Source organism: Pectobacterium sp. PL64, from assembly GCF_022477975.1.
Classification (GTDB): Bacteria; Pseudomonadota; Gammaproteobacteria; order Enterobacterales; family Enterobacteriaceae; genus Pectobacterium; species Pectobacterium jejuense.
In genome coordinates, this window is record NZ_CP092070.1 from 3,193,850 (window position 1) to 3,217,497 (window position 23,648).

At 54.9% G+C, this 23,648-nt stretch carries 21 protein-coding genes; 11 read left to right on the forward strand and 10 right to left on the reverse strand.

The window, feature by feature from the left end:
* Positions 1 to 41 precede the first annotated feature (41 nt).
* The 5 genes from fhuB to hrpB form a co-directional block, all read right to left on the reverse strand.
* On the reverse strand, positions 42 to 2,072 hold the full coding sequence (gene fhuB / locus HP572_RS14340; RefSeq protein WP_240583566.1) for a Fe(3+)-hydroxamate ABC transporter permease FhuB: 2,031 nt from the start codon (positions 2,070 to 2,072) through the stop codon (positions 42 to 44).
* Entirely contained in the window at positions 2,065 to 2,991 is a 927-nt protein-coding gene (gene fhuD / locus HP572_RS14345) for a Fe(3+)-hydroxamate ABC transporter substrate-binding protein FhuD (RefSeq protein ID WP_240583567.1), read from the reverse strand. Before fhuD ends, fhuB begins: the two co-directional genes overlap by 8 nt.
* Positions 2,992 to 3,007: 16 nt before the next feature.
* On the reverse strand, positions 3,008 to 3,805 hold the full coding sequence (gene fhuC / locus HP572_RS14350) for a Fe3+-hydroxamate ABC transporter ATP-binding protein FhuC (protein ID WP_039486665.1): 798 nt from the start codon (positions 3,803 to 3,805) through the stop codon (positions 3,008 to 3,010).
* A 262-nt stretch (positions 3,806 to 4,067) separates the two neighbouring features.
* The gene (mrcB, locus tag HP572_RS14355; RefSeq protein WP_240583568.1) at positions 4,068 to 6,545 is read right to left on the reverse strand and encodes a bifunctional glycosyl transferase/transpeptidase; all 2,478 of its coding nucleotides are present in this window, start codon (positions 6,543 to 6,545) and stop codon (positions 4,068 to 4,070) included.
* A 102-nt stretch (positions 6,546 to 6,647) separates the two neighbouring features.
* Positions 6,648 to 9,110 carry an ATP-dependent helicase HrpB gene (gene hrpB / locus HP572_RS14360; RefSeq protein WP_240583569.1) on the reverse strand — a complete coding sequence of 821 codons (2,463 nt, stop codon included), beginning with the start codon at positions 9,108 to 9,110 and terminating at the stop codon, positions 6,648 to 6,650.
* A gap of 92 nt (positions 9,111 to 9,202) precedes the next feature.
* Between hrpB and thpR the strand changes: the two genes are divergently transcribed.
* The 9 genes from thpR (at position 9,203) to panD (ending at position 16,665) form a co-directional block, all read left to right on the forward strand.
* Complete coding sequence (gene thpR / locus HP572_RS14365; RefSeq protein ID WP_240583570.1) at positions 9,203 to 9,733, forward strand: RNA 2',3'-cyclic phosphodiesterase; 531 nt, start codon at positions 9,203 to 9,205, stop codon at positions 9,731 to 9,733.
* Between the two features lie 35 nt (positions 9,734 to 9,768).
* Positions 9,769 to 10,473: a DNA/RNA nuclease SfsA gene (sfsA, locus tag HP572_RS14370; protein ID WP_240583571.1), complete on the forward strand. Its 705-nt coding sequence runs from the start codon at positions 9,769 to 9,771 to the stop codon at positions 10,471 to 10,473.
* Positions 10,474 to 10,741: 268 nt separating this feature from the next.
* On the forward strand, positions 10,742 to 11,197 hold the full coding sequence (gene dksA, locus HP572_RS14375; RefSeq protein WP_005969032.1) for an RNA polymerase-binding protein DksA: 456 nt from the start codon (positions 10,742 to 10,744) through the stop codon (positions 11,195 to 11,197).
* A 128-nt stretch (positions 11,198 to 11,325) separates the two neighbouring features.
* Complete coding sequence (gene gluQRS / locus HP572_RS14380; protein WP_240583572.1) at positions 11,326 to 12,258, forward strand: tRNA glutamyl-Q(34) synthetase GluQRS; 933 nt, start codon at positions 11,326 to 11,328, stop codon at positions 12,256 to 12,258.
* A gap of 139 nt (positions 12,259 to 12,397) precedes the next feature.
* Complete coding sequence (gene pcnB / locus HP572_RS14385; RefSeq protein ID WP_240585761.1) at positions 12,398 to 13,810, forward strand: polynucleotide adenylyltransferase PcnB; 1,413 nt, start codon at positions 12,398 to 12,400, stop codon at positions 13,808 to 13,810.
* On the forward strand, positions 13,807 to 14,298 hold the full coding sequence (gene folK / locus HP572_RS14390; RefSeq protein ID WP_240583573.1) for a 2-amino-4-hydroxy-6-hydroxymethyldihydropteridine diphosphokinase: 492 nt from the start codon (positions 13,807 to 13,809) through the stop codon (positions 14,296 to 14,298). The genes pcnB and folK overlap by 4 nt, the downstream gene beginning before the upstream one ends.
* Before the next feature lie 146 nt (positions 14,299 to 14,444).
* Positions 14,445 to 15,242 carry a 3-methyl-2-oxobutanoate hydroxymethyltransferase gene (gene panB / locus HP572_RS14395; protein ID WP_095995255.1) on the forward strand — a complete coding sequence of 266 codons (798 nt, stop codon included), beginning with the start codon at positions 14,445 to 14,447 and terminating at the stop codon, positions 15,240 to 15,242.
* A gap of 170 nt (positions 15,243 to 15,412) precedes the next feature.
* On the forward strand, positions 15,413 to 16,267 hold the full coding sequence (panC, locus tag HP572_RS14400) for a pantoate--beta-alanine ligase (RefSeq protein ID WP_240583574.1): 855 nt from the start codon (positions 15,413 to 15,415) through the stop codon (positions 16,265 to 16,267).
* 17 nt (positions 16,268 to 16,284) lie between these two features.
* Complete coding sequence (gene panD / locus HP572_RS14405) at positions 16,285 to 16,665, forward strand: aspartate 1-decarboxylase (protein WP_039551485.1); 381 nt, start codon at positions 16,285 to 16,287, stop codon at positions 16,663 to 16,665.
* Between the two features lie 206 nt (positions 16,666 to 16,871).
* Here panD and HP572_RS14410 read toward each other — a convergent pair whose 3' ends face one another.
* Both HP572_RS14410 and HP572_RS14415 read right to left on the reverse strand, forming a co-directional pair.
* A complete protein-coding gene (locus tag HP572_RS14410; protein WP_182814045.1) occupies positions 16,872 to 17,642 on the reverse strand; it encodes an ABC transporter permease in 771 nt (256 codons plus the stop codon).
* Positions 17,639 to 18,577 (reverse strand): ABC transporter ATP-binding protein, encoded by a 939-nt coding sequence (locus HP572_RS14415; protein ID WP_010280781.1) that lies wholly within the window; start codon positions 18,575 to 18,577, stop codon positions 17,639 to 17,641. Before HP572_RS14415 ends, HP572_RS14410 begins: the two co-directional genes overlap by 4 nt.
* A gap of 137 nt (positions 18,578 to 18,714) precedes the next feature.
* Here HP572_RS14415 and can point away from each other — a divergent pair, with 137 nt between their 5' ends.
* Positions 18,715 to 19,356 (forward strand): carbonate dehydratase, encoded by a 642-nt coding sequence (gene can / locus HP572_RS14420; RefSeq protein WP_010280785.1) that lies wholly within the window; start codon positions 18,715 to 18,717, stop codon positions 19,354 to 19,356.
* Between the two features lie 59 nt (positions 19,357 to 19,415).
* Here the strand turns inward: can and hpt are convergent, their stop codons facing one another.
* On the reverse strand, positions 19,416 to 19,949 hold the full coding sequence (gene hpt, locus HP572_RS14425) for a hypoxanthine phosphoribosyltransferase (RefSeq protein ID WP_172644812.1): 534 nt from the start codon (positions 19,947 to 19,949) through the stop codon (positions 19,416 to 19,418).
* A 152-nt stretch (positions 19,950 to 20,101) separates the two neighbouring features.
* On the opposite strand from hpt, the gene HP572_RS14430 reads away from it, so the two are divergent.
* Positions 20,102 to 20,533 carry a GNAT family N-acetyltransferase gene (locus tag HP572_RS14430; protein WP_240583575.1) on the forward strand — a complete coding sequence of 144 codons (432 nt, stop codon included), beginning with the start codon at positions 20,102 to 20,104 and terminating at the stop codon, positions 20,531 to 20,533.
* Here HP572_RS14430 and HP572_RS14435 read toward each other — a convergent pair whose 3' ends face one another.
* On the reverse strand, positions 20,534 to 21,619 hold the full coding sequence (locus tag HP572_RS14435; protein ID WP_240583576.1) for an ABC transporter ATP-binding protein: 1,086 nt from the start codon (positions 21,617 to 21,619) through the stop codon (positions 20,534 to 20,536).
* Between the two features lie 4 nt (positions 21,620 to 21,623).
* Entirely contained in the window at positions 21,624 to 23,246 is a 1,623-nt protein-coding gene (locus tag HP572_RS14440; protein WP_240583577.1) for an iron ABC transporter permease, read from the reverse strand.
* Positions 23,247 to 23,648 lie beyond the last annotated feature (402 nt).

A 23,648-nucleotide genomic window follows, 5' to 3' on the forward strand; every position in this document is an offset into this window, starting at 1 on the left:
CACACGATCTCGGCGGGCTTCCCTCCCCGCCGAGGCTCACGCTATTTCACCTGTTTACGCAATAGATAAACAAAGTAAGGCGCACCGATAAACGTCGCGAGCAGCCCCGCCGGAATCTGCGCCGGAAAGAGAATCATCCGGCCAAACCAGTCTGCAATGACCATCAGCGCGCCGCCAATCAATGCCGAGCAGGCGATTTGCGGCAACACCCGGCTAAAGCCCAGCATCCGCGCCATGTGGGGTGCCATTAACCCCACAAAACTCATCGGCCCAACCATCAGGGTTGCCATCGCGGTCAGTACCGATGCCAACAGCAACACTAGCAGACGAACCGGCGTAACGGCCACGCCAAGCGCTCTGGCCGTGGTGGTGCCAAGCGGCAGAATACGCAGCCAGCGCTGGCATAGCGGGACAATCAACAGCAGCAGAACGGCAATCACCGCCGTACGTATCGCGTCAGTCGGTTCGACCGCATAGGTTGATCCCGACAGCCAGGTCAACACGGTGCCCATACGCGGATCGCCACTGGCCAGCAGCAGCGCAATGACGGTGGTGAACGCCATACTCAGTGCGATCCCCGCCAGCAGCATACGCTGCGTGGAGAACCCACCGCGTCCGGCAATTACCACCATGACCAACAGCGTCAGCGCCGCGCCCGCGCTGCCAGCCGGAAGCAGCCACACGAACGCATTGCCGGGGATGAAGAACAGCAAAATAATGACGCCAAACGATGCGCCGGAGCTAATCCCCAGCACTTCCGGGCTCCCCATCGGGTTACCCGTCAGTTTCTGTATTAGCGTCCCCGCCACCGCCAGCATCACCCCAGCGGTTAGCGCCGCCAGCACCCGAGGCCAGCGCCATGAAAGCAACTGCGTTAACACATCGCCGCCGCCCCACTGCCAGCCGTCGGCATCTTTCCCTAACATCAGCGCAGTCATCACCACCATTCCCAGCAGCATGATGCCGAGTACCAGCCACGTTCCCCACAGGCGACGTTCAGCCGTCGGCGTACTGCTGCTGTCGACCATCGCAGGTTGACCGCTATTACGCAGGCGCGGCAGCAGCCACAGTAGCAGCGGCGCGCCAATCAGCGCCGTCGCCGCGCCCGTTGGGACGTCAAGCCACACGTGGCTCAGCCAGATAACGCCCTGATCGGTAACACCGAGCAGCAGCGCCCCCAGCAGCGGCGCTAATAAAAGGCGGTGAAGTAACCGCCGCGCGCCCAGCATTTTCGCCAGCAGCGGTGCAAACAGGCCGATGAAACCGATAATGCCTGCCGCATTCACCAGTTGAGCACACAGGAAAATCCCCAGCCCAAGCGCGCTCAGGCGTGCCAGCGATAGCCCAAGCCCCAGGTTACGCGCGACGCCGTCATCCAGCCCCAGCAGCGTTAGCGGACGAATCAACAGCAGCGCCAGACAGAAACACACCAGAAGACGCGGAAAAACAAACTGCACATTGCTCCAGTCCTGCTGGTTCAGCACGCCGCTGCTCCACAGGAACAAGCCCTGCAATTGCTCATGATGGAAGAGCACCAGCAGTTGGTTGACCGCGCTACAGTAGAAACTCAGCACCAGCCCCGCCAGTATCAGCGTCACGGGTGATAAACGCTTGCCCCAGGAGATGCCAAAGACCAACGCGCCAACCACAAGCGCTCCAGCCATAGCCGCGACCTGTTGGAGCCATGCGCCACCGGGCAGCGCCCACAGCGTGACCACTGTGATCCCGAGCTGTGCGCCCGTGGCGATCCCCAGCGTTGACGGCTCGGCCAGCGGATTACGCAAGACCTGCTGGAACAGTACGCCGCACAGCCCCAGCCCCGCGCCAATCAGCAGCGCCAGCACCATGCGCGGCAACAGGCTGTAGTGAAACAGCAACTGCTGCATATTATTCAAGGCAGGCTGAGTCAGCCCTTCAAGCCACTGTGATACCAGTAATTGCTGCTGCAAATTGTAGCTGCCCATCCCCAGAATCACGATCAGCAGAAAACCAATCAGTACCACTGGCAGCACCAGCGGATGAGCAACGTGCTTGTGCGCGTGCGAGGAACCGACAGACAGAGGATTAGGCATGTTTTCTCGCCTCCAGAGCCTGATTTAATACGCGGCAGAAGCGCATCGCCGAGAGCGTTCCGCCGTATAACCAAACGGCAGGCACACGTTGCAAACGCTGGTTACGCACAAACGGCATGGCCTGCCAGAGCGGGTTCTTATCAAGCTGTGCGCTGATGGCACTATCGCCATGCTCGAAGCAAAGCACGTTAGCATCACCGACGTCTGCCAGACTTTCAATGCCCACAATCGTACTGCCCCAGAAGCTGGTTTCACCACGCCAGGCATTTTCTATCCCGACATGATCCATCACTTCCTGAAAAAGGCTGTTCTTGCCAATCACCAGCACATGGCGGCTGTCGACCAGCGTGATGAGCAACAGAGGCCGCTGGGTATAAGGCTGGAGTGTGATTTTTTCCTGCTGGAGAAACTGCGCCAACTCCGTCAGATGCCGTTCACCAGTCGCTTTCATATTGAGCGCATCGGCCAGCTTCATGACCGAAGCCTGTGCCGACGTCAGCGGTTTTCCCTGTTCGTTGCTAAAGCCAAAGCCCAGCAGCGGAGAAATACGGGACATTTTTGCGACCGAAGGGCCGTAGCCTTCAGAGTAAAGAATCAGCGATGGGCGAATCTGCGTCAGCAACTCCAGATTAGGCTCGGTACGCAGCCCCACATCAATCACCGATTCAGGCAGTGCAGGCTCTTTCACCCACAGGTTGTAGTTATGCTTATCTGCAATTGCGAAGGGCGTGATGCCCAACGCCAGAAGCAGTTCAACAGGCAACCACTCCAGCGCCACAATGCGGTTTAAATCGGGAAATATAGCAGGTGCTCCCCTGCTCGCCGCCGAATAAACCAGCGGTGACAGCAGCAGCGCCGTCAGCAAACGACGGCGTAGCGGATCGGGAGAAGATGGAGAAGAAAAACGTTCAGGCATCATGAGCAGGAAAACCGAGTTAACACACAAAGCTGACCGGCGCACCACCGGCCGGATGAGGCAGAATGCCCATGGGAATGCCGTAGATATTTTCCAGCACGTCCCCTTGCATCAGCGCGACAGGCTCACCCTGTGCAATCATTTTGCCGCCGCGCAACGCCACCAGATGATCGCAGTAGCGCGCCGCCATGTTGATATCATGCAACACCGCAATGACGGTGATGCCGCGCTCGCGGCTCATACGCTGAATCAGCGCCAACACCTCAACCTGATGCGCAATATCCAGTGCCGAGGTCGGTTCATCCAGTAACAGGCAGCGGCTATCTTGCGCCACCGTCATCGCCAGCCAGGCTCGCTGCCGTTCACCGCCGGACAGGCTATCCACCAGACGGTTAGCGAACGGTTTCAACCCCACCAGCGTGATGGCTTCTTCGACCTTTTCCCGATCGGCGCTGCCGAAACGGCCTAATGCGCCATGCCACGGGTAGCGCCCTACGGCAACCAGCTCACGCACGGTCATCCCTTCGGCGGCAGGCAGCTGCTGCGGTAAATAGGCGACCTGGCGGGCGAATAATTTGCTGTCCCAGCTTCCAGTCGCCTGTTCGCCCAGCAGTGCAGTACCGCCGCTGGCGGGCTGATGGCGACCCAGAATTTTCAGCAAGGTCGATTTGCCCGAGCCGTTGTGACCAATCAGGCCGCATACTTTCCCCACAGGGAACGTAATAGATAAAGGGTGTAACAACGTGCGTCCAGCAACGGAAAAACTGACATCGTCCAGTCTGAAAGTAGTATCAGGCAGTACAGTTTGATTTTGCATAGCGTTTTTGGTTTGTAATGTCACCGAAGGAAAGGGGTGAGCAGAATTCACTATTCCCGTAATCGTCGATCTAAAAGAGAACGATAATGATTACGATAAAGGCAGCATGATAGGCGCAACGGAATACCAATCGCAAGACTTTTACCCGTCAGCACCAGAGCGGCGTGGCCGGAAAAGTGGTATCAGGTAGGGCATGACCATTCTCGAAAAACGGCAGGCACAAAAAAATACCCCCGGATTAACCGGGGGCAGTGAGAAGCGCTTATTGACCAAACATTTCTTTGATCCAGTCAGCGACGCCTTCTCCGTTTTGCTGGTCCTGCTGTGCTGAAGGCTGTGGCTGGCTGGCCTGACACAACGCCTGCGGATTATCCGTCCAGACCGGCAGTACGCGTCCGGCGCTGCCATTGCAGATAAAGTTACCGCTGGCATCCACCGCCATGGTCGTGATGCCTTCCGGCGGCGTCAGCATTAACGGCAGCGGCGTCTGGTTTTCCAGATAGCGACGATAAATCGTCAGCGCACCGTTCGCCCCAGTCAACTTGGCCGGGCCGTTGTTATCGCGTCCTACCCAGCTAATCGCCACTTCTTTACCGTCGATCCCAGCAAACCAGCTGTCACGCAGGTCATTGGTGGTACCGGTTTTCGCCGCCAGATGATAATTCGGGAATTTCACTGCCAGCGAGCGCGACGTACCACGTTCGACAACCTGTTGCATGCCATACAGCGTCAGATAAGCCGCCTGCGCCGGAACCGCGCGTTCCGCCTGAGGGAAGCTCTGATACAGCACCGTACCGTCTTCCGCAATCACCGAACGCAGCGAGGAAAGCGGTGCACGGTTGCCGCCGCTGGCGATCGTCTGATATTCCTGCGCCACTTCCATCGGTGTCAGACTGATCGCACCCAGCAGCATCGCCGGTACAGGCTCAATCACGTTTTCCGGGATCCCTAAACGCTTCAACGTTTCCGTAATCTGATTCAGCCCCACGGCCATACCCAGATTGACGGTCGGCACGTTCAGCGAGTTCGCCAGCGCATCGACCAGCATGACGCGCCCACGGAACTGGCGATCGTAGTTCTTCGGCTGCCACAGTTGCCCGTTAGGCTGTTTAATTGACAGCGGCTCATCCGCCAGCAGGGTATTCAGACGATAGGTGTCCGGTTGGCTTAGCGCAGTCAGGTAGGTCGGCGGCTTCGCCAGCGATCCGACAGGACGACGCGCCTGTAGCGCACGGTTAAACCCGGCGTACTGCGTTTGAGCGCCGCCAACCATCGCGCGGACTTCGCCGCTGAAGCGATCGACAATTACCATCGCCGCTTCCAGATCGCTGACGTTACGGCCTGCGCGCAGTGCCGGAACCCCGACTTCTACCGCTTTTTCTGCCGCATCCTGCGAGACCGGATCGAGCGTGGTAAAGATCTTCACGCCGGAGAGATCGTTAACCTTGTCGCCAAGCCGCTGTTGCAGTTCCTGACGCACCAGTTGCATAAATGCCGGCTGCGGGCTGATGACGCCACCTTTCGGCTGTACGCCCAGCGGACGCGCACTCAGCATGTTGTACAGATCGGCATCAATAACCTGCTGATTCTGCAACAGACGCAGCACCAGATTGCGTCGTTCTAACGTAATCTGCGGGTTACGCCACGGGTTATACAGCGACGCCCCTTTCACCATCCCCACCAGCAGCGCCTGCTGATCGAGGCTCAGTTCATTCACCGGACGGCCAAAGTAATACAGGCTGGCAAGCGGGAAGCCGCGGATCTGATCGTTACCGCTCTGACCGAGATACACTTCGTTCAGATACAGCTCAAGGATACGATCCTTGCTGTAGCGATAATCCATGATCAGCGCCATATAAGCTTCGTTAGCTTTACGCCACAGCGAACGCTCGTTAGTCAGGAACAGGTTCTTAACCAGCTGCTGCGTCAGCGTACTGCCGCCCTGAACCGCGCGTCCCGCCGTGATGTTCGCTAAGAACGCACGACCAATGGAGTACAGGCTGATGCCATCGTGTTCATAAAAGTGACGATCTTCGGTCGCGACCAGCGTATCCACCAGCAGATCGGGGAAACCAGCACGCGGTACGAACAAACGCTGTTCGCCATTCGGCGACTGCATCATGGTGATCAGTTTCGGATCGAGACGGAAAAAACCGAAGTTACGCTGGTTGTCCAGATTCTGGATCTGCGACAGGCGATCGTTGGCAAACGTTAAGCGCGCCTGAATCTGTCCTTCTTTCCCATCGGGGAAATCAAACGGACGGCGCAGCATATCGATGCTGTTGCCACGCACGCTGAATTCACCCGGGCGGGTAATGCGGCTCACCTGGCGGTATTGCATGCCTTCCAGCAGGCTGATCATCTCTTTCTGGCTGTAGGCCATGCCCGGCTCAAGGTTGACCATGCGGCCATAGACAGCGGCCGGCAACTGCCAGACTTTGCCTTCAATACGGCTGCGGATCTGGCTGTCGAGGTACACACCATAGATCGCCATCGCTACGGCAAAGATCAGGAACAGCTTGATCGCCAGCCCCAGCCAGCACCGTCTTCTCTGCGATTTACGCGTCATGGTGTCATCGCCGTCGTAATCATCATCGTCGTCATAGTCGTCCTGGTAATCGTCATAATCTTCATCATCATAGTCGTCATCCCTGCGACGTCGTATGGCCTGCTTGCGCTCAGGCTTTCGTTTTGGCGCTTTCCCTTTGCGTCCGATAGGTTCGCGGTCATCCCGAGACATTACAATAACTTCTCCATCAGGTTGTTCACGGCTATCTGCTCTGCGCTCAAGCCGCCTACTCTGTTTCCAGCCCCTTTTTTCGGAAAGCGGAAACGTCTGAAATTAGTGATTCTGATATTTCTTAGTACGTCTCGTCGGAGCCGTATTCGCCGGATCGTCCGGCCAGACATGTTTGGGGTAACGCCCCTTCATCTCTTTTTGCACCTCGCGGTACGTGCCTTGCCAGAATGCGGCTAAATCCCGCGTAATTTGCAGTGGACGCTGTGCGGGTGATAAAAGTTCCAATACCAGCGCCACCCGGCCTTCCGCCAGCAGCGGGCTCTGCTGCTCACCGAACATTTCCTGCATCCGCACCGACAGCACCGGAGGCTTATCGTCATAATAGGCGATAGGCAAGCGACTGCCGCCGGGTGCCGTGTAGTGTGTAGGCAGTGCGCTATCCAGCCGCTGGCGCAGCGACCAGTCCAGCAGCCGCAGCAGCGCATCGCTCAAATTGATCTGGTGCAGCGCCCGTAAATCACGCACGCCGGCAAGTGACGGCTGTAGCCAGATTTCCAGCGTTGCCAGCAGCGCTTCCTCATCCACTCGCGGCCAGTCAAGCTCAGGCAACCACTGATGAGCACACTGTAGCCGGGCGCGTAGCTGCAACGCCGTAGCATCCCAGTTTAATGCATCAATCCCCTGTTCCCGAATCCAGGATAACAGCGCCTGCTGCAGTGCTTCATCGGAAGGCTTGTTCAGCGGGCGCGTTCGCAGGGTCAGACTGCCTATCTGGTCACGTTGGCTGGCGCGCAGAGTACCCTTTTCTTCGTCCCAGTGCACCACGTTATGTTCATTTATTAGTCCGGGTAGCCGCCGTTCCAGCCGCTCAATATCCAGCGGCAACGCCAGCAAGATCCGTGCCTCTGCGTTATGATTGTTTTGCGCTGATCGATCGTTTTGCAGCAGTGCCGGAGCCAGCAGCCACTCAGTGCCTGATAATGCCTCATCAGCCGACATCATCGCACCGCTGCCGTTAGCAAGCTGGTAGCGTCCATCCTGACTGCGCCGCCGGGCGATGCGGTCAGGGAAAGCCTGTGCCAGCAGCCAGTCGGTTTCCCCGCCGTCAATACGTCCCGAAGCCGTCGATAAACGGCGTGTCAGCTGTTTTGCCCGCCGCAGCCAGTGTGGCAATGGGCGATGCAGCCAATCAGCCAGATTAATCGACCCGCTACGCGGCGGCTCTTCGAGGATCGCCGCCAGACATCCGGCGGTCGCCAATGCATCTGAACCTTGCTCTGACGCGGCATACAGCATCGTCGCCAGTCGGGCATCGCAGCCTAACGCGGCGATCTTCCGCCCCTCGGCGGTCAACCGATCCTGTTCATCAGTAATACCAAGCTGGCGCAGCAGTTGACGCGCGGCATAAAGTGCAGGAGCGGGTGGCGTATCCAGCCAGGTTAACTGCGCCACATCGGTACAGCCCCACTGTAATAAATCCAGCCAGACGCTGCTTAAATCACTGTTCAATATCTCGGCTTCACTTTGCGCCGCCGCGCGTTCTGCCTGTTCACGCGAGCACAGATGCCAGCAAATACCGGGGCTCAAACGTCCGGCACGTCCGGCGCGCTGTACCATCGACGCCTGGCTGATTCGTTGTGTCACCAGTCGGGTGATGCCGTTTTTCACATCAAAGCTGGCTACGCGCTCAAGGCCGCTATCCATCACCAGCCGGATCCCTTCAATCGTCAGGCTGGTTTCAGCAATATTGGTGGCTAACACCACCTTACGACGACCCGGCTCCGCTGGCAGAATCGCCTTTTGCTGCTCCGCCAGCGTCAACGCACCATATAAAGGGCAGAGATCCGTCTCGCTCGATACGCTATTTTCCAGCAGCGCCTGCACGCGGCGAATCTCCGCAACACCGGGCAAAAACAGCAGCAGCGAACCGTCTTCTTCACTGAGCAAACGCCGCACCTGTCGCGCGACGCCTTCTTCTAAACGCTCCTGACTGTTCAACGGCGCATAGCACCGCTCAACCGGATAGCTGCGACCTTCGGACACTACGCAGACGGCTTCCGGCAGCAGCGCCGCCAGCCGCGCATTGTCGAGCGTCGCGGACATAATCAGCAGCTTTAAATCATCACGCAGCCCTTGTTGGACATCAAGCAGCAGCGCCAATGCCAAATCAGCCTGCACGCTTCGCTCGTGAAATTCATCAAGGATAATCAGCGCCACGCCTTGCAGTTCCGCATCCTGTTGCAGCAGACGAGTCAGCATCCCTTCGGTGACGACTTCCAGCTTCGTTGCATCACTCACACGGCTTTCCGACCGCATGCGATAACCTATCGTCTGCCCCGGTTCCTCGCCGAGTTGCTGCGCCAGCCGCCAGGCCACGCTCTTCGCCGCCAGACGACGCGGCTCCAGCATGATGATGCGCCCGTTCACATTGCCCTGTTGCAGCAATTGCAACGGCAGCCAGGTCGATTTCCCCGCCCCTGTTGGCGCATTAATCAGCACCTGAGGCGCGGTATGTAGCGCCGTTATCACATCATCCAGCACGGCGCTGACGGGCGGTAAAATCACAGACATCTCCGTATAAAGTTAACTTTCAGCGGCGAGCATTGTAGCATCTGGATGAATGTAGCATCTGATGGAATCAGAACAGAGAGATCGCCATGTCAGCCACACGCCGCCTGTTTTTTGCCTTATCACTGCCGGAAACCACACAGCAAGAGATTCTCCGCTGGCGTGCCGAGCACTTCCCTCCGGAAGCCGGGCGTCCGGTCGCGGCGGCTAATTTTCATCTGACGCTGGCGTTTTTAGGCGATGTCAGCGAGCAAAAAGCGCAGGCTTTACAGACATTGGCGAGCCGCATCCGTCAGCCCACTTTTTCCCTTACGCTGGATGACGCCGGGCACTGGCCGCGCCCCGGCGTGGTCTGGCTGGGCTGCCGTCGTGCGCCACGCGGGCTGTTACAGTTGGCGGAACTGCTGCGATCTCAGGCCGCGCGCAACGGCTGCTATCAAACGGCATTACCGTTTCACCCACACATTACGTTATTGCGTGGCGCGACTCGCCCCGTCGCAATTCCCCCCGCCACCTTTAGCTGGCAGGTCGACATGACGCATTTTTCGCTTTACGAGTCACTTTTCGACAATGGTAAAACCCGCTATCAGCAGTTAGAAAGCTGGTCATTTATTAAATGAATGACCAAGCAGATGAACGATAAAACAGGATACGCATGAACTATACCCCACGTTTACAACCTGCCCGGTTGATTAAACGTTACAAACGCTTTTTGGCCGATGTCGTGACCCCGGAAGGCGAAACGCTTACGCTGCACTGTGCCAATACCGGTGCGATGACGGGCTGTGCAACGCCCGGCGATACCGTCTGGTACTCCACATCGAATAACCCGAAGCGCAAGTATGCCCAGAGCTGGGAACTGACTGAAACGCAACAAAATCACTGGATTTGTGTCAATACTCTGCGTGCCAACACATTATTGTACGAAGCCTTATTGGAGAATCGCATAGAAGAGCTGGCAGGCTACCCGGACGTAAAAACGGAAGTAAAATACGGTACGGAAAATAGCCGAGTCGACCTGCTTTTACAGGCGCCGGACAGGATTGACTGCTATATTGAGGTGAAATCCGTCACATTATTGCAACATGAATGTGGTTACTTTCCCGATGCGGTTACACTCAGAGGGCAAAAGCATCTGCGTGAACTGCAACAAATGGTTTCCAATGGAAAACGCGCAGTCCTTTTTTTCGCCGTGCTCCATTCAGGGATCCAGCAGGTTTCTCCCGCCCAGCATATTGATTCACGCTATGCGGAATTATTTATCGAAGCACAACAGGCTGGGGTTGAAATTTTATGTTACGGCTCCACATTATGCCCTGACGGTATTACATTGACGCATAAGCTACCGTTGTTGGGATGACGTACAAGCATTGCATAACACGCCGAACGTACTACTAAAGGCGTAACACGTTGTTTATTATTTAATGTAAGCAGGTTGTTCCTCACACTTTATCAGGCCGGTGTCAGGAAGCATTGCCAACCCCATCTTCATCTGCTATTTATAGCGGCCTGTTTTTTCCCCCCTTTGGGGGCCGATATACCCAGATAGCTGAAGTTACGGCCAACAACGCCGCAATTTCACTGCATAAAAGGGTATTATGCGTGTCGTGTTATGTAGGAGAAGCAACATGCAAGAAGGGCAAAACCGTAAGACATCTTCTCTGAGCATTCTCGCAATTGCCGGAGTAGAGCCGTACCAGGAGAAGCCGGGCGAAGAGTATATGAACGACGCTCAGCTGGCTCATTTCAAGCGTATTCTTGAAGCATGGCGCAACCAACTCATGGATGAAGTGGATCGTACGGTATCGCACATGCGCGATGAAGCCGCTAATTTCCCCGATCCCGTGGATCGCGCAGCGCAGGAAGAAGAGTTCAGTCTCGAACTGCGTAACCGTGACCGTGAGCGCAAGCTGATCAAGAAAATCGCCAAAACGCTGGTGAAAATCGAAGATGAGGATTTCGGATTCTGTGAATCCTGTGGCGTAGAGATTGGCATCCGCCGTCTGGAAGCACGCCCGACCGCCGATCTGTGTATCGACTGCAAAACGTTGGCAGAGATACGCGAAAAGCAAATGGCAGGCTAATTTTCCTGTCCAGAATCGGCTCCTGCCCGTCGCGGGGGCCGACTCCAGGAACGCTATCGCTGATGAATGATGTTCATCACTCTATCTTCTGTCTGGATAAAACGCTGACGAGATAGCATCAACCTCTTATGTCTGGAACAACTGGCTTCACCGAAACGCATCGTTATGTCGGGCGTTTTGCCCCCTCTCCTTCTGGTGACCTGCATTTTGGCTCACTGATCGCCGCACTCGGTAGTTATCTGCAAGCCCGTTCCCAACAAGGGCGCTGGCTGGTACGCATTGAAGACATCGACCCGCCACGGGAAATTCCCGGCGCAGCCTCCCGCATCCTTGCACAATTAGAACATTACGGTCTGTATTGGGACGGCGAGGTGATGTACCAGTCACAGCGGCATGCGCGTTACCGCGAGACCCTTCAGCAGCTTCACCAGCAGGGCATGAGCTACTACTGCACCTGTACGCGTAGCCGTATTCAGCAGCTAGGCGGGCACTATGACGGTTTTTGCCGGACGCGTAACCTGCCCTCCGATAACGCCGCGCTACGCCTGCGCCAGACAACGCCGGTATTTCACTTTCACGATAAATTGCGTGGCGAGCTGTATGCCGACACGGCACTCGCGCAGGAAGATTTTATTATCCACCGCCGCGATGGGCTGTTTGCCTATAATCTGGCCGTCGTGATCGACGATAACGATCAGGGGATTACGGAGATCGTGCGCGGTGCCGATCTGATCGAGCCGACAGTGCGGCAAATTTCGCTCTATCAGCAGTTGGGCTACGCGATCCCTACCTACGTTCATCTGCCGCTGGTGCTGAACACCGAAGGAAATAAGCTTTCCAAGCAGAATCATGCACCAGCACTACCGAATAGCGATCCGCGTCCCGTGCTGCTGGCTGCACTGCAATTTTTGAATCAACCGCTACCGGAGAACGGTCAGGAGATGACGCTTTCCGCACTTCTGGCCTGGTCTGTCGCGCACTGGTCCCTTGATGTTGTTCCGTTACAGGCGGCAATAAACCCGTCCGCGATCACATCGGCATTCTCAAAGGGGCATTGGTGAGCTATGATTAGCCGCTATTTTTAGTGACGCACTCTCTTTGGCCGTCACATTTGCAGGCCGTCGCTGGGTCGACGTCAAAAACGTTTCCCAGGAATTTTTTGCTGTGCCGTTGATTTATCCATCACTATCGAGGTGTATTATCTTTTCCCGAGTTGCTAATTTTTGTCGTAAGGTACTGAATCGTGAGAACGAAATGGTCGAATCAGAGGAACCGCGCCAGCATCTGACGGTGATCCCGCGTGACCAACATACTATTTCACGCAGCGATATCAGCGATAACGCGCTGAAAGTACTTTATCGCCTGAACAAAGCGGGCTACGAGGCTTATCTGGTTGGCGGCGGCGTACGCGACCTGCTGCTGGGCAAAAAGCCGAAAGATTTTGATATCACCACTAACGCCACACCCGATCAGGTGCGCAAGTTATTCCGCAACTGTCGTTTGGTCGGGCGTCGTTTCCGTCTCGCCCACATCATGTTCGGGCCCGAGGTGATTGAAGTTGCCACGTTCCGTGGTCACCACGAACAGCATCAGGAACAGCAAGAAGTCAAAAATTCCTCTCAGCAGGCCCAAAGCGGCATGCTGTTACGCGACAATATTTTTGGTTCCGTTGAAGAAGACGCCCAACGCCGCGATTTCTCGATCAACAGCCTCTACTACAGCATTTCTGATTTCAGCGTACGTGACTATACCGATGGCCTGAACGATCTGCGTCAGGGCATCATCCGTATGATTGGCGATCCCGAAACACGCTACCGTGAAGACCCGGTACGTATGCTGCGCGCCGTCCGTTTCGCCGCCAAGTTGAACATGACGGTAAGCCCGGAAACCGCAGAGCCGATTCCTCGTCTGGCCTCATTGCTGCACGATATTCCTGCGGCGCGTATGTTTGAAGAGTCACTGAAACTGCTTCAGTCAGGCTATGGCTATCCAACCTATAAAATGCTGTGTGAATACCAGCTATTCCAGCCGCTTTTCCCGCTGCTGAGTCGCTACTTCACACCAAACGGCGATTCCGCATTGGAGCGCATGGTTGCACAGGTGCTGAAAAATACCGATCAGCGTCTGCAAAATGACATGCGAGTCAATCCGGCGTTTTTGTTTTCCGCCATGCTGTGGTATCCGCTGGTTGAGCATGCACAAAAGCTGGCTCAGGAAAGCGGTCTGGCTTACTTCGATGCCTTCTCGCTGGCGATGAACGATGTACTGGATGAACAGTGCCGTTCTCTGGCAATTCCTAAGCGCATTACGTCTTTAGTTCGTGATATTTGGCAGTTGCAAACGCGTCTGTCTCGTCGTCAGGGTAAACGCGCTTATAAGCTGATGGAACACCCTAAATTCCGCGCCGCGTATGACCTGCTTTGCCTGCGTGCCGAAATCGAAAATCATCAGGAGCTGCTGCGTCTGGCTCAGTGGTGGGGAGAATTCCAGGTTGCCGCACCGCCGCGTCAGCAAAACATGCTGAAATCGCTGGATGACGGCCCGACACCACACCGTCGTTCCCGCCCTCGTCGACCGCGTAAACCGACAACGGCACGCAGAGATCAAGCATGACGATCCGTGTGTATCTGGCGCTGGGCAGCAATCTTGCCCAGCCTTTGCAACAGGTGCGCGCGGCCTTGTCTGCGCTGGACGCGATTCCACACACTCGCGTCGTTTGCTGCTCCTCATTTTATCGTAGCCGTCCGCTTGGCCCGCAAGATCAACCAGACTACCTCAACGCCGTCGTTGAACTGGAAACCGCATTAGCGGCCGAATCGCTGCTGGATTACACACAGGCTATCGAACTGGAACAAGGTCGCGAACGCAAGGAACATCGCTGGGGCCCGCGCACGTTGGATCTGGACATTCTGCTGTTTGGCGATGTCATCATCCAGACTGAACGTCTGACCGTGCCGCATTACGACATGAAGAATCGTGAATTCATGCTCTACCCGCTCGCAGAAATCGCTCCTGAACTGGCATTCCCCGACGGCGAAACACTCGCCCAGCGGTTAACCCATGTCGACCGCAACGGTCTGGCCCTATGGGATAATACGTAGTGGGATGACGAGAAGCCGACCGGAACATTCGGCCACTAATAATCCCCCCATCTGTAACTTGAAGCGCGACGGATATATCGCTACACGTCGGCTTACATTAGAATGTCCCCCTCAATTCTTCGCCCTATTGACATAGGAAGACCGTCATGAAACCGACGACTATCTCCCACTTGCGCCAATGGAAACAAGATCAGCGAAAATTCGCTACGATTACCGCTTACGACGCCAGTTTCTCTCGCTTATTTTTCGAGCAAGGCATCCGCGTGATGCTGGTAGGTGACTCACTGGGAATGACCGTGCAGGGTCACGATTCCACATTGCCCGTGACCACACACGATATCGTTTACCACACGCAGTGTGTCCGCCGCGGCGCACCGCTGGCGCTGGTTCTCTCCGATATGCCTTTTATGACCTATGCCACGCCGGAACAAACGTTCAGCCAGGCCGCAGAACTGATGCGCGCAGGCGCAAATATGGTGAAACTGGAAGGCGGAAGTTGGCTTGCCCCGACGGTAAAAATGCTGACCGAACGCGCCGTGCCGGTTTGCGGTCATCTGGGTCTGACGCCGCAGTCCGTTAACATCTTCGGCGGCTATAAAATTCAGGGCCGGAGCGAAAGCGATGCCAATCAGCTGTTGGCCGATGCCCTCGCGCTTGAAGAAGCGGGTGCGCAGCTGCTCGTGCTGGAATGCGTGCCTGTCGCGCTGGCCAAGCGCGTAACAGACGCGCTATCGATTCCGGTAATCGGTATTGGCGCAGGCAACGTGACCGACGGGCAGATTCTCGTCATGCATGATGCTTTCGGCATTACCGGTGACAACACGCCTAAGTTTGCCAAGAATTTTCTGGCGCCAAGCGGTGGTGATATCCGCGCGGCAGTGCGTTTGTATGCACAAGAAGTCGAACAGGGTATTTACCCGGCCGAAGAACATTCATTTCATTAAAAAACGAGCATTCCGTTAATCGGGCTATACCCTAGATAATTCGAGTTGCAGGAAGGCGGCAAGAGAAAGAATCCCGATGAGCTTACTTGAGTAAGTGATTCGGGTGAGTGAACGTAGCCAACGCACATGCAGCTTGAAGTATGACGGGTATATTTTTTAGGAGTACGAGTGTGTTAATTATCGAAACCCCTCTGCTGCTGCGCCGCGAGGTTCGTCGCTGGCGTCAGGAAGGGAAACGCATTGCTTTAGTTCCCACCATGGGTAATTTGCATGACGGGCACATGACGCTGGTCGATGAAGCCAGAGCGCGTGCCGATATCGTTATTGTCAGCGTTTTTGTCAATCCTATGCAGTTTGAGCGGCCAGATGATTTAGCCCGCTACCCCCGGACGTTGCAGGAAGACTGCGAGAAATTGAATCGCCGCGGTGCCGATCTGGTTTTCGCACCGAGCCCGGATGTGATATACCCCAATGGACTGGAGTCGCAAACGTTTGTCGATGTGCCCGGCCTGTCTTCCATGTTGGAAGGTGCCAGCCGTCCCGGCCATTTTCGGGGCGTTGCGACCATCGTCAGTAAGTTGTTCAATATGGTACAGCCGGATGTCGCCTGCTTCGGCGAGAAAGATTACCAGCAGCTAGCGCTGATTCGGCAGCTTGTCCGCGATATGGGCTATGACATTGATATTATTGGTGTCCCTACCGTGCGTGCCAAAGACGGTTTGGCATTGAGTTCACGCAACGGTTATCTCAGTGCGGAAGAACGCCAGCAGGCGCCGTATGTTCATCAGGTGATGATGGACATGGCGACACAGTTGGACAACGGCGATCGCCAGATAGACACCTTGCTGGAAAAGGCGGCAGACACGCTGCGTGAAGCGGGCTTTACGCCTGATGAACTGTTTATCCGCGATGCAGATACGCTGCAACCGCTGAGCGCGGCCAGCACGCGTGCAGTGATTTTGATGGCTGCCTGGTTAGGCAAGGCCAGATTGATTGATAACCACCAGGTCGATTTGACTGTATGAACCGAGGTAACAAAGCGATGATACGTACCATGCTGCAAGGCAAGCTGCACCGGGTCAAAGTAACTCAGGCTGACTTGCATTATGAAGGCTCTTGCGCCATCGATCAGGATTTTATGGATGCCGCAGGCATTCTGGAATACGAAGCGATTGATATCTACAACGTTGATAACGGTCAGCGTTTCTCTACCTACGCTATTGCGGGCGAAAGAGGCTCACGCATTATCTCTGTGAACGGCGCTGCCGCTCGCCGTGCCAGCGTGGGCGACAAACTGATTATCTGCTCCTATGTGCAGATGTCCGACGAACAGGCCAGAAGCCACAGCCCGAAGGTTGCCTATTTCTCTGGCGATAACGAGCTGCAACGTCAGGCAAAAGCGATTCCGGTTCAGGTTGCTTGATCGACAAGTTTCTGGCGGAATCGAGCGGTAGTAATGGATAGATCGTAAAGACGCTGCAAGTACGTCCTTGTAAGCTCGAGCCGCGCCATCCCTGGCGCGGACGCTTTACTCTTCTATTCCATTACTACCGTTTTCACTTCTTAGATCAGTCTGCAAAAAGGCAGACATGGTGTTACCACCGCCTTTTCATTTGCAGAATTGACACACTACGTCCGCAGCCCGCGACCGCGTTCAATCAGCCACCAGACCAGCAGATAAAACGCCACGATAAAGGCAATCAGCACCGACATCGTGAACAGCAGCGGTACATCCTGAATCCCGAGGAAGCCGTAGCGGAAGCCGCTAATCATGTACACCACCGGGTTCAACTTGGAAACGGCCTGCCAGAACGGGGGCAGCAGCGTCAGCGAGTAAAACACCCCACCCAGATAGGTCAGCGGCGTTAACACAAACGTCGGAATCAGGCTGATATCATCAAAGGTTTTTGCAAAGACCGCATTCAATAAGCCCGCCAGCGAGAACAGCGTCGCCGTCAGCAAGAGCGTCAGAACAATGATCCACCAAGCATGAACATGCAGCGGGACGAAGAACAGTGATACGGCCGTCACCAGAACGCCTACGCACAGACCACGCGCAATCCCCCCACCAACATAACCCGCAATGATCACGTGAGTCGGCACAGGCGCGACCAACAGTTCTTCAATATTTCGCTGAAACTTGGCGCTGAAAAAGGAAGAAGCGACGTTGGCATAGGCGTTGGTAATGACCGCCATCATGATCAGGCCCGGCACGATAAATTGCATGTAGGTGAAACCGTGCATATCACCAATACGTGAGCCGATCAGGTTGCCGAAAATAATGAAATACAGCGTCATGGTGATCACTGGCGGCACCAGCGTCTGAATCCAGATACGCCCAAATCGAGTGACTTCTTTCACCCAAATACTCTGTAGCGCTACCCAATACAAATGCATCATGCCTTTTCTCCCTTACCGTTCGCCCCGTCCCCATTAACCAATGTGACAAACAGCTCTTCCAACCGGTTCGCTTTATTACGCATACTTAATATCGTTATCCCCTGCGCGCTTAGCTGGCTGAATAATGCATTCAGGCCTTGCTCACGCATCACATCCACTTCCAGCGTTGACGTATCCATCAGGCGGAACGCATAGCCTTCAAGCTGTGGCAGCGGGCTTTTCGCCGCCAGATCGAAAATAAACGTTTCGGACTTCAGCTGAGCAAGCAGCTGCTTCATCGAGGTGTTCTCCACCAGCTCTCCCCGCTGGATGATCCCGATGTTGCGGCACAGCATTTCCGCTTCTTCCAGATAGTGCGTCGTCAGGATAATCGTGGTGCCCTGCGCGTTCAGCTCCTTCAAAAAGCCCCACATAGAACGACGCAATTCGATATCCACGCCTGCGGTCGGTTCATCAAGAATCAACAGCTTAGGCTCGTGCATTAACGCACGCGCAATCATCAGACGACGCTTCATCCCGCCGGACAACATCATCGCTTTTTCGTTGCGTTTCTCCCACAGATCGAGCTGTTTCAGGTATTTTTCGGCACGCTGCAATGCATCCTGGCGTTTCACGCCATAATAGCCGGCCTGATTCACCACGATCTGTAATACCGTTTCGAAAGGATTGAAGTTAAATTCCTGTGGGACCAACCCCAGTTGGCGTTTCGCATTCACTTTGTCCAGCTCAAGGTCATAGCCGAAGACGCGAACTTTACCGGCCGTTTTATTCACCAGCGAGCTAATAATCCCAATCGTGGTCGATTTTCCCGCGCCATTTGGCCCCAGAAGCGCATAAAAATCCCCCGCTTCCACGTTCAGGTCGATCCCCCGTAGCGCCTGGACGCCTCCCGAATAGGTTTTGGTTAGTTGCGCCAGTTCCAGTGCATATGTCATAAGAAATGGATTGCCTTATTATCAGTGAATTCTACAGATTTGAAGTATGACGGAGATAAACTATCGTTTTTCAAACGACGCATGTTGCCTTATATTACTCCTCACTGCCCCTTGTTTGTTACAGGTCATTTACTTTCATGAAAGAAATTGAAACGCTCATCGCCAATAACCAGCTTTGGTCTAAAACGATGGTGGAAGAGGATCCTGGCTATTTTGAACGTCTGGCGCAGGCACAACGTCCCCGTTTTCTATGGATTGGATGCTCGGACAGTCGCGTACCTGCGGAAAGTCTGACCAGCCTTGAGCCTGGTGAACTGTTTGTTCACCGCAACGTTGCCAATCTGGTTATTCACACCGACCTCAATTGCCTGTCTGTCGTGCAATATGCCGTCGAAGTTCTCGAAGTCGAACATATCATTATCTGCGGCCACTACGGCTGCGGCGGTGTTCAGGCTGCGGTGGAAAACCCAGAATTGGGTTTGATTAACAACTGGCTGCTGCATATCCGTGATTTGTGGTACAAGCATAGTTCGCTGCTGGGGGAATTGCCTCCCGAACAGCGGCTGAATACGCTCTGTGAAATCAACGTTGTCGAGCAGGTTTATAACCTCGGCCACTCAACCATCATGCAGTCCGCCTGGAAGCGTGGGCAGAAAGTCACTATCCACGGTTGGGTTTACGGTATTCAGGATGGCCGTCTGCGCGATCTGGAAGTGACCGCAACCAACCGGGAGACGCTGGAACAGCGTTATCGCCGCGCGATTTCCTCTCTGCCTTGATACGCTGTCTGACGCCCACTCGCTGGGCGTCGCTCACGGCATCGGCCTTATCTGATACGCTATTCCTGTGGAACCACCTTGCCGACGTAAGGTAAATGGCGATAGTGCTGGGCATAGTCGATGCCGTAACCCACAACGAACTCATCAGGGATCGAGAACCCAACCCACTCGACTTTCACCGCCACTTCACGGCGCTCTGGTTTGTCCAGCAGCGTACAGATAGCCAGCGATTTTGGCTCACGCAGTTGCAGAATTTCCCGCACTTTGCTCAGCGTGTTGCCCGAGTCGATAATATCTTCAACGATCAACACGTCTTTGCCGCGAATATCTTCATCCAGATCTTTCAGGATCTTAACATCGCGCGTACTGTTCATACCGCTGCCATAGCTGGATGCCGTCATGAAATCCACTTCGTGAGGGACATCAATCGCCCGACATAAATCGGCCATAAAGATAAACGATCCGCGCAATAGCCCCACCAGCACCATATCGCTGCCGCTATCACGGTAGTGTTCGCTGATCTGTTGCCCCAGTTCGGTAACCCGCGCCATCACTTCCTGCTCAGAAATCATGACTTCCACGGTATGTTTCATCATACTGATAACTCTTTGAAGTAAGGTATTCAGCACCATCGGCAGAATGACAGACTCATTATCGATGATGCGCCAATGCTGATGTGTAAATCAGTCTGGGCGATGCCCAAGCGCGCGAAGTATATCAGAAACCACACCATGAAGGAGACACCATGAGCACACCACCAGTGGATGTTTGCTACAAAGTGAACGCCCCGCTTTCCAGCCAGCAGTTCGTTGAACTGTTGGCGAAAACCTCATTGGGGCCGCGCCGCCCGCTGGATAATGAGGTGGCGATTGCAGGTATGCTTAAGCACGCCAACCTGCTGGTTTCCGCCTGGCAAGGGGAGACGCTGGTTGGGATCGCACGCAGCGTGACGGATTTTCATTTTTGCTGTTATCTGTCCGATCTGGCGGTGTCAGAAGACTGTCAGCATGTAGGAATAGGTAAGAAGCTGATTCAACAAACCGCTCAGCAGCTTGAAAAAGGCTGCAAAATTATTTTGCTGGCCGCGCCGCTGGCGGTGGATTACTACCCGAAATTAGGGTTTGAAAAACACAATAGCACCTGGCTTATGCCAGCAGCAGACCTGCACGAGGCATAATCATTGCTTTTCAGAGCCGTCAGCCGCACTGCTGACGGCGGGTAAAGCAGGATACAGGACCGGCGGATCCGTCTTAATGCTTAAACGCACCTGCTGTCCCGGTTCAAACCAGTTGCCGGTCTGCACCAGCAGCAGCAGTTCTCCCATCTTCACCCGATACAAATTTGATGTGCCCATAAACAGCCGATCTTCGATCGACGCCGGGCCATCGGGATCGAGCGCCAATGCTACGTCTGCCGGGCGCACCATCCAGTCGCATTGTGAATCCATCGGCTGATTGAGTGGATGTGTCGCCTGATGATCGCCCAATGGGCTTTGCCATTGATGGTCGCTCATAATTTTCACAGGCAAATAGTTCGTATTCCCCATAAAATCAGCGACAAAGCGGCTATTCGGGCGATGGTACAGCTCGGATGGATAGCCCTGTTGCATAATTTTCCCTTCATCCAACAGAATCAGATGGTCAGCGCAGGCAAAGGCTTCCTCTCGGCTATGCGTAGCGAAAACTGCCGCGACATGACGCTGTTTGAGAACCTGTCGCAATTCGGTGATCAGGCGGTAGCGGGTCTGGCTGTCCAGACCTGGGAAAGGTTCATCCAACAACAGCAGTTTAGGTTCACAGGCCAGCGCACGGGCAATCGCCAAACGCTGCTGCTGTTCATTGGATAGCTCGTGTGGATACCGCGCAGCGACATCATCCAGCTGCAAGAGCGTCAGCATCTCCGCACAGATTGGCTTCACCTCACTTTCCGGGCGGCCATATAAACCAAACGCAATGTTGCCTTCCACTGTCAGATGCGGAAAGAGCGCGTAGTCCTGAAAAATCAGGCCAACCTGACGCAGTTCGGGCAGGACGTACTCTTGCGGCGAGCTGACAGGTTCACCTTCCAGAAAGATCTTGCCCTGAGTAATCGGCAGCAGGCCAGCAATCACCTGTAATAGTGCCGTTTTACCACAGCCGTTTCGCCCCAACAGGCAGATCGTCTCATCATCACGCACGGCAAATGAGATGTTCTCCAGCACGGGAGACTGCTGCAACGTACAACTTACCGCCTGAACGCTCAGAATATCTATCGGCGCGGCCATGTCATTATCCTTTTATATTCAGTGCGCGATTCAGCCAGAAAACCGGGATTAGCCCTACCGCTACCAGCACCAGCGCAGGAAAGGCAAATGACGCAATCTGCTCATCCGCCGTAAAGCGGAAAACATACGTTGCCAACGTATCTATCCCGAAAGGGCGTAGCAGTAGCGAAACATTCAGCTCTTTCATACTTTCCGTAAAAATCAGCAGCGCCCCGATGAACAGGCTGCGGCGCAACAGCGGAATATGCACGCGCGACCAGCGGCTGAGGGGAGAAGCGCCCAGAACAAGACTCGCACTGTCCAGCGATCGCGGAATGCCTTCCATGCTGCGCTCAAGGCTATCCAGCATCAGGCGCCCAAATTTAACGCTATAGGCGAGGATGAGAATAAACAGCGATCCCGCCAGCAAAGCATCCGCGGGAGGTAACCCCGCCGCGTTGGCAAATAGATTAATTCCGCTGTCCACCAGCGACAGCAAGGTAAACAGTCCGACAGCCAGTACCGCGCCGGGCAAAGCAAAACTCAGGCTGACTAGCCGAACCGGCGTCTGATTGGCAAATATCCCCGCCGTGCGCGTGTAGAAGATAAACGACAGCGCCATTAGCGTAATGATGATGGTCGCGATGGCGGACGATAACAGGCTATTCGTTACCGCGTGGAGAAACGCCATATCCCACACCGACATCATGTGTCGAAGCGCCAGAAAGAGTAGATATAGCACCGGGAACAGAAACGACAGACAAACGATTCCCCAGCAGTAACTGCGAACCGCCTTGCTGCGCCACCCGCTCAACACAGGCGGAACCACCCGAGAAGCATTCGCTTGAGCCTGATAAATTCTCTGCTTGCGACGCCAGAAATTAACCAGAAACATCAAGAGGAAGATCGCGGGCAAAATCAACACGCCAACGCGTGCTGCAGCGCCGAGATCGCCCTGTTTCTGCCAGATATCCAGCACCTGTGTTGTCATGGTTGGGGTATCAAGATAAGACGCCGCGCCATAATCGCCCAGCGTCTCGACTACCACTAGCGCGCCACCGCAGGCAATCGCAGGCAGTGCAATAGGCAAACATAAGCGACGGAATACCTGAGCGCGCGTCTGATTCAGTAAACGTGCCGAATGAATCAAGCTGGCGGGCTGTTTCACCAGCGCTTCACGCACTAACAGGTAAATATAGGGATAGAGCACCAGTGCCAGCACCAGACTTATGCAGCCCAGCGAAACGGGTAGCCCAGCTATGTGGAATTCCCCCCACGACGAGGCTATCTGCAGCCCGCCTTCCTGCAACAATCGGGATAGGTGCCGTAACACATCGGTATAAAGGTAGGCGAGTAGAAATGCGGGCATCGCGAGCGGCAGGCAAAGCGCCCATTGCAGTACGCGATGACCAGGAAAGCGGTACATGGCGATAAACCAGGCGGAAGGCAACCCAAACAGCAAACTGAAGAAAAGCGTGCCAATCACGATGACCGCTGAATGTATCAGGTAGGTAGGTAACCCGATTTGCCACAGTTGGCTAAACCCCATCCCATCGGCAAAAAAAGCCTGATAAAAAACCGTTGCTAAAGGAAGCAGCAACAGTCCCGCCAACAACCAACTACTGACGCGCCAGACACCGGAGATCATAGAATAAAAACTGTATTAGGTGAGATCGCTGTTATTAATAACAGAGGCTGACGGTGGCGTCATCGTATCAAACAGCGATAAATGGGCTTTAATCCTGCGATTAACCCGAGGCGATTTCCATCGCCGACCGTCACTAAAATAAAAACCAACCATTTCAATAGATTGCGATTATTGGTTTTCCACCTTTTCGCCATTCGTTTTTTATCGCAGCCCCTAAATAATTCGAGTTGCAGGCAGGCGGCGACACAGCGAATCCCCAGGAGCTTACATAAGTAAGTGACTGGGGGGAGCGAGGAAAGCCAACGCACATGCAGCTTGAAGAATGACGGGGATATCAGATGTTTCCCGTAAGAAAACTTGGAACCGCATGGGATATCTGTGATAACGTCATCTGACAACATT